Source organism: Streptomyces noursei (genome assembly GCF_001646665.1).
Taxonomy (GTDB): domain Bacteria; phylum Actinomycetota; class Actinomycetes; order Streptomycetales; family Streptomycetaceae; genus Streptomyces; species Streptomyces lavendulocolor.
On record NZ_LWBU01000001.1, the window covers coordinates 53,950 to 60,246 of the forward strand.

Genomic DNA, 6,297 nt, shown 5'->3' on the forward strand with positions numbered 1-6,297 from the left:
CCGCCACGGCCCGACGATCGTCCGCGTCGGCGAGCCGGCCGACTGCGAGGCCCGGATCCTCCGCGTCACGCCCGAGGACGTGCACCGGCGAGGCCGCCGTCGCCCTGGGCGGCACCGGGCACCCGCCCCGCGCCGGCCTGCCGCGCGGCGTGTCCGGAGCGGGCGGGGTCTCCCGCCCGCTCGTACGACGGGCCCTTTACGCCGTCCTGGCACGGCCCCAGGCACACTGGGGGCATGATGACCGGCTCACCGCCCCCGCGCGCCCGCGCACCGCGCTCCCGCGCCCGTACCCTCGCCCCGCTCGGCGTCGCCGCCTGGCTGGTGCTGGAGATCTGGCTGCTGACCCTGGTGGCGGACGCGGCCGGCGGGCTCGGCGTGCTCGCCCTGCTCGTCGGCGCCGGTGTGCTCGGCGCCGCGGTGGTCAAGCGGGCGGGACGGCGGGCCTTCCGCACGCTGACCGAGACGCTCCAGCAGCAGCCAGGGGCCGCACCGGCGTCGCCCGGCGGCCAGGACCGGTCGAGCACCGGCAACGGCTTCCTGATGCTCGGCGGGCTGCTGCTGATGCTCCCCGGCCTGATCTCCGACGTGGCGGGACTGCTGCTGCTGATCCCCGCGGTGCGCACGGCGGCCGGGCGGTACGCGGAGCGGAGCCTGGAGCGCCGTATGCGGGAGGCCGTGGCGGGCCACGGTTCCCTGGGGGACGTCTTCCAGCAGGCCCGCATTCACCGTCCCGACGGCAAGGTCGTGCAGGGTGAGGTCATCCGCGACGACACGCCCCGGCAGCCCGGGGCGTACGACGGCGAGGGCCCCCGGCCGCCGCTGACCCGCTGACCGACCCGCCGCGCGCCCGCCCCGGGGCAGGCGCGCGGCAGCACGGAGAGCCGCGGGGCGGCGGTACACCTGATGTACCGCCGCCCCGCGGCTCGTGCTGCTCTATGGCGCTCGCTGTGCGCGAGGTCGCTGTTGTGCGCCTACGCGGACTTGCGGCTGTCGCGCGGATGCACCGCGATGTTCATGGCGCCGGAGCGCAGGACCGCCAGCCTCTCGGCCAGCACCTCCTCGAGCTCCTCGCGGGTGCGCCGCTCCATGAGCATGTCCCAGTGCGTACGCGCCGGCTTGCCCTTCTTCTCCTCGGGGCCGTCCCCGTCAACGAGGAGTGCCTGGCTTCCGCAGACCTTGCACTCCCACTCCGGCGGAATCTCCGCCTCGACCGAGAACGGCATCTCGAAACGATGCCCCTTCTCGCATGCGTACTCCACCGCCTGGCGCGGGGCCAGATCGATGCCGCGGTCGGTCTCGTAGCTGGTCACCACGAGGCGCGTGCCGCGAAGAGCTCGCTCACTCATGAATCGTGCCTCCCGGGCTTGTCGCCCACAGGACAGGTGTCGCTGTCGTCGTCATCCGGTCAACGTCCGGTCGGCGGTAAAGATTCCCGTTGCGGGTCATGCGTCGCCCGTCGTGCCGCCCCTTGTTGTACCCACCAGTGCCCGGTTTGTCACATCTGGCAGCAGATGTCACCCAGCGTCTTTGCTGTAAGAGCACGCAGTAACGGTCCGCCTGGCAGGCCAAAGGCGTACACTACCGGCCTTTCACTGCCGCGTCTAAATCCGGTCCGGTACGGGGTTTCCCGCCGCGGCCACCGCCTTCCGGACGGGTACCCGCGCGAGCAGGACGAATCCCAGCGCGAAGAAGATCACCAAGGAGATGATCGCATCCCGGTAGCTGCCGGTCAGCTGGTAGGCGAGGCCGAAGACCAGGGGCCCCAGCCAGCTGAGGCCGCGGTCGCTCATCTCGTACGCCGAGAAGTACTCCGCCTCCTTGCCGCGCGGCACCAGGTGCGAGAAGAGCGAACGGGACAGCGCCTGGCTGCCGCCGAGGACGAGCCCGATGGCCGCGGCCAGCGCGAAGAACCAGACCGGTTCTCCGGCCGGCAGGAAGTACCCGGCCCCCAGGATCAGCGTCCACACGGCGAGCGACCCGAGGATGGTGCGCTTCGCGCCGTGGACGCGCGCCAGCCGCCCCATGCCCAGGGCCCCGGCGACGGCCAGGACCTGCACCAGGAGCACGGCCGTGATCAGCGTGGTCTGGTCCAGGCCCAGTTCCTCGGAGCCGTACACCGACGCCTGTGAAATGACCGTCTGGACACCGTCGTTGTAGACCAGGTACGCCAGCAGGAAGGAGAGCGTCAGCGGGTGCCGGCGCATGTCGCGCAGCGTCGCCGTCAACTGCCGCCAGCCCGAACCGACGGCGCCCTCACCGCCCGGCGCCGCCCTCCGGTCGCGCAGCCGCCGCAGGGGCACCAGGGTGAAGGCGCCCCACCACAGGCCGGCCGAGGCCAGGCAGATCCGCACGGCCTCCGACTCCGTGAGCCCGAACGACTCGTGGCCCGTGTAGAGGACCAGGTCCAGCACCAGGACGAGGGCCCCCGACGTGTAGCCGAACGCCCAGCCGCGTGAGGAGACCGCGTCGCGTTCCTCCGGTGCGGCGATCTGCGGCAGGTAGGCGTTGTACAGCGCCATCGACACCGTGAGCGAGGCGTTCGCCACGATCAGGAGGAAGGCGCCCAGCAGGTACCGGTCCCCGTCCAGGAAGAACATGCCCGCCGTGGCGGCGGCCCCCAGATACGCGGCCGCCGCCAGCAGCGGTTTCTTGCGGCCCGTACGGTCCGCGGCCGCGCCCGTCAGCGGCATCACCAGCACCGCCAGGACGACGGAGGCGGACACCGCGTACGCGAAGACCGAACCCGCGCGGATCGGGACGCCCAGCGGGTGGACGAAACCCTCCGCGTCGGCGGCGGCCTTGGCGACCGACGTCAAGTACGGTCCGATGAAGACCGTCAGCACGCTCGTCGAGTAGACGGAGCACGCGAAGTCGTAGAAGTACCAGCCGCGTTGCTCGCGTTTGCGGTCGGGCGGTTCTGCCGCACCGGCGGCCCGGTCGGCGGTTTCGGCGTCGCTCACGCCCGTCCCCCTCGCTTCGTCCCCTGGGCGGGAGACGGGAGGCACGCTCAGACCCAGACCCCCCGGTCGGTCAGCACCGTGCGCAGCGTCTCCAGATGATCGGTCATGATGCCATCCACCCCGAGATCGAGCAGCGCGGCCATCCGATCGGGATCGTTCACCGTCCACACGTGCACCTGGAGGCCCCGCTCGTGCGCCGCCCGCACGAACCGCCGGTCCACGACCCTGACGCCGCCCTGGCTCTCCGGCACCTGCGCGGCCACCGCGCCGGCCCGCAGGGCGGCGGGGATGCCGTACGAGCGCAGCCGCAGGCCCACCACGCCCCGCACGCCGTAGGAGGTCGCCAGGCGCGGACCCGCGAGCCGGAGGGCCCGGGCCACCCGGCCCTCGTTGAACGAGCCGACGCACACCCGGTCCCAGGCGTCCGCCCGGCGGACGGCCCCGATCAGCGGCTCCAGGGCGGATTCCGCCTTGACGTCCACGTTCCACCGGGCGTCCGGGAACTCCTCCAGCAGCTCCTCGAAGAGGGGCAGCGGCTCCTTGCCCGCCACGCGCGCGTGGCGCACCGCGCTCCAGGGGAGGTCGCGGATCCGGCCGCGGGTGTCCGTCACCCGGTCCAGAGTCGCGTCGTGGAACGCGACCAGCCGCCCGTCAGCGGTGGTGTGCACGTCCGTCTCGAAGTAGCGGTACCCGGCAGCGGCGGCCCGCCGGAAGGCCGCCGCCGTGTTCTCCAGGCCGTCCGCCGCACCGCCGCGGTGGGCGAAGGGTATGGGGAGGGAGGGGTGGTCCAGATAGGGATGGCGTACGCGAGTCACCGCCGCAGTATGACCTGCCGGGGCCGCCCGGAGGCGATCACGGTGCTCCCGCCGGCCCGGCCGGGGACGCCGTCCCGGCCCGGGACGGTGAAGACACGCAGGAAGAACTGGGCCAGCGGGCCGATCGCCAGGGCGTAGAGCACCGTCCCGATCCCCAGGGAACCGCCCAGGAGGAACCCGGTGACCACGACGGTGACCTCGATCGTCGTGCGGATCAGGCGCAGGGAGCGGCCGGTGACCCGGTGCAGTCCCGTCATGAGCCCGTCGCGCGGGCCGGGGCCGAACCGGGCGGCGATGTAGAGGCCGGTGGCCACCCCGTTCAGTACGACGCCTCCCACCATCAGCGTGATCTGCACGAACGGGTCGTGGGCGTCGGGGACGAGCCGGAGGGCGGCGTCCATCGCGAACCCGATGACCAGGACGTTGGAGACGGTGCCCAGGCCGGGCTTCTGCCGCAGCGGGATCCACAGCAGGAGCACCGCCGCCCCGACGAGGGTCAGGACCACGCCCATGGTCAGACCGGTCCGTTCGGCCAGCCCCTGGTGCAGGACGTTCCACGGCTCCAGCCCCAGACCGCTGCGGACCAGCAGGGCCGAACTCACCCCGTACAGGGTCAGGCCCGCGTACAGCTGGACCAGCCGGCGGACGAGGTGCCGCGACGCGCCGCGATCGAGCGCCGGGTGCGGTGTGCCGGGATCCGCCGTGCCGGGATCGGGTCCGGGATCCGGTGTGCCGGATGCGGTCGACATGTGTTGTGCCCCCCGAGGTGATGGTGGTGGACTGATTCATGTCACCCTGTGGCAGGGCTTTGGATGCCAACCAGGTCCAATTCGAGGAAGGTGGACTGAATTCCATGGCGGAGTGGACTTCGGCGGTGGGCCCCGCCCAGCTGGCCCGACAGCTCAATGCGCAGCAGCCGCGGCCGGCCGGCCCCGGCACCCGCAAGCCGCCCGCCTACCGGGCGCTCGCCGACGGCATCCGCCTGCTGGTGCTGGAGGGGAGGGTCCCGGTCGCCGCCCGGCTGCCCGCCGAGCGGGAGCTGGCCATGGCGCTGTCGGTGAGCCGTACGACGGTCGCAGCCGCCTACGAGGCGCTGCGCGCCGAGGGGTTCCTGGAGTCCCGGCGGGGCGCCGGGAGCTGGACGGCCGTGCCCGCGGGCAATCCGCTGCCCGCGCGGGGCCTGGAACCCCTGCCCCCCGAGTCGCTCGGCTCCATGATCGACCTGGGCTGCGCCTCCCTGCCCGCGCCCGAACCGTGGCTCACCCGCGGTTTCCAGGGCGCCCTGGAGGAGCTGCCGCCGTACGCCCACACGCACGGGGACTACCCGGCGGGCCTGCCCGCGCTGCGCCAGATGCTCGCCGACCGTTACACGGAACGCGGCATCCCCACGATGCCCGAGCAGATCATGGTGACCACCGGGGCCATGGGCGCGATCGACGCCATCTGCCACCTGTTCGCCGGCCGGGGCGAGCGCATCGCCGTGGAGTCGCCGTCGTACGCCAACATCCTCCAGCTGATGCGGGAGGCCGGCGCCCGTCTGGTGCCCGTCGCGATGTCGGAGGGACTGGAGGGCTGGGACCTGCCGCGCTGGCGCCAGGTGCTCAGGGACGCCGCCCCGAGGCTCGCCTACGTCGTGGCGGACTTCCACAACCCGACCGGCGCGCTCGCGGGCGAGGACCAGCGGCGGGCGCTGGTCGACGCGTCGCGCTCGGCGGGGACCGTCCTCGTCGTCGACGAGACGATGACGGAGCTGTACCTGGAGGAGGGGCTCGACATGCCCCGGCCCGTCTGCGCCTTCGATCCGGCCGGAAGCACCGTCCTCACCGTGGGGTCGGCGAGCAAGGCCTTCTGGGCGGGCATGCGCATCGGCTGGGTGCGCGCGGCGCCCGACGTGATCCGCTCGCTGGTGGCCGCCCGCGCGTACGCCGACCTCGGCACCCCCGTCCTGGAGCAGCTCGGCGTCAACTGGCTGATGCGCACCGGCGGCTGGGAGGAGGCGGTCGCCCTGCGGCGCACCCAGGCGCGGGAGAACCGGGACGCCCTGGTGGCGGCGGTGCGGCGGGAGCTGCCCGACTGGGAGTTCGAGGTGCCGCGCGGCGGACTGACGCTGTGGGTGCGCACCGGTGGCCTCTCCGGCTCCCGGCTGGCCGAGGTGGGCGAGCGGGTCGGCGTCCGGGTGCCCTCGGGGCCCCGCTTCGGCGTGGACGGCGCCTTCGAGGGGTACGTCCGGCTGCCGTTCACCGTCGCCGGTCCGGTCGCCGACGAGGCGGCGGTACGCCTCGCCGCGGCGGCGCGGCTGGTGAAGGCGGGCGCGAGCGCCGGTTCGGGCGAGTCGCTGCGGACGTTCGTGGCGTAACGGCGGGATGCCGGCCCGCGCGACGCGGCTGTCGCGGGGCCGGCCGGTGTCACCCGGTGGGCGCGGGGGCGGCACCGGCCCCACCGGCCGCCGCGGGGGGCGCGGGCGGGCGCGGGGGAGCGGCCGGTGCGGGCGCGGGGCTCGGGGCCGGGGCGGTTGTGGCGGG

General features: G+C 73.8%; 6 protein-coding genes. 2 read left to right on the forward strand and 4 right to left on the reverse strand.

Annotated features, from left to right (window positions below):
• Positions 1 to 234: 234 nt before the first annotated feature.
• Positions 235 to 831: an FxsA family membrane protein gene (fxsA, locus tag A4V12_RS00235; protein WP_064067085.1), complete on the forward strand. Its 597-nt coding sequence runs from the start codon at positions 235 to 237 to the stop codon at positions 829 to 831.
• Positions 832 to 971: 140 nt separating this feature from the next.
• Here fxsA and A4V12_RS00240 read toward each other — a convergent pair whose 3' ends face one another.
• The 4 genes from A4V12_RS00240 to A4V12_RS00255 all read right to left on the reverse strand — a co-directional run bounded on the left by A4V12_RS00240 (position 972) and on the right by A4V12_RS00255 (position 4,524).
• On the reverse strand, positions 972 to 1,346 hold the full coding sequence (locus A4V12_RS00240; protein ID WP_026278069.1) for an RNA polymerase-binding protein RbpA: 375 nt from the start codon (positions 1,344 to 1,346) through the stop codon (positions 972 to 974).
• Between the two features lie 255 nt (positions 1,347 to 1,601).
• Positions 1,602 to 2,960: an MFS transporter gene (locus A4V12_RS00245; protein ID WP_064067086.1), complete on the reverse strand. Its 1,359-nt coding sequence runs from the start codon at positions 2,958 to 2,960 to the stop codon at positions 1,602 to 1,604.
• Between the two features lie 47 nt (positions 2,961 to 3,007).
• The gene (locus tag A4V12_RS00250; protein WP_064067087.1) at positions 3,008 to 3,775 is read right to left on the reverse strand and encodes a glycerophosphodiester phosphodiesterase family protein; all 768 of its coding nucleotides are present in this window, start codon (positions 3,773 to 3,775) and stop codon (positions 3,008 to 3,010) included.
• Positions 3,772 to 4,524 (reverse strand): YczE/YyaS/YitT family protein, encoded by a 753-nt coding sequence (locus tag A4V12_RS00255; RefSeq protein ID WP_234372020.1) that lies wholly within the window; start codon positions 4,522 to 4,524, stop codon positions 3,772 to 3,774. The genes A4V12_RS00250 and A4V12_RS00255 overlap by 4 nt, the downstream gene beginning before the upstream one ends.
• Before the next feature lie 104 nt (positions 4,525 to 4,628).
• Between A4V12_RS00255 and A4V12_RS00260 the strand changes: the two genes are divergently transcribed.
• A complete protein-coding gene (locus A4V12_RS00260) occupies positions 4,629 to 6,131 on the forward strand; it encodes a PLP-dependent aminotransferase family protein (protein ID WP_064067088.1) in 1,503 nt (500 codons plus the stop codon).
• The last annotated feature ends 166 nt before the right edge of the window (positions 6,132 to 6,297 follow it).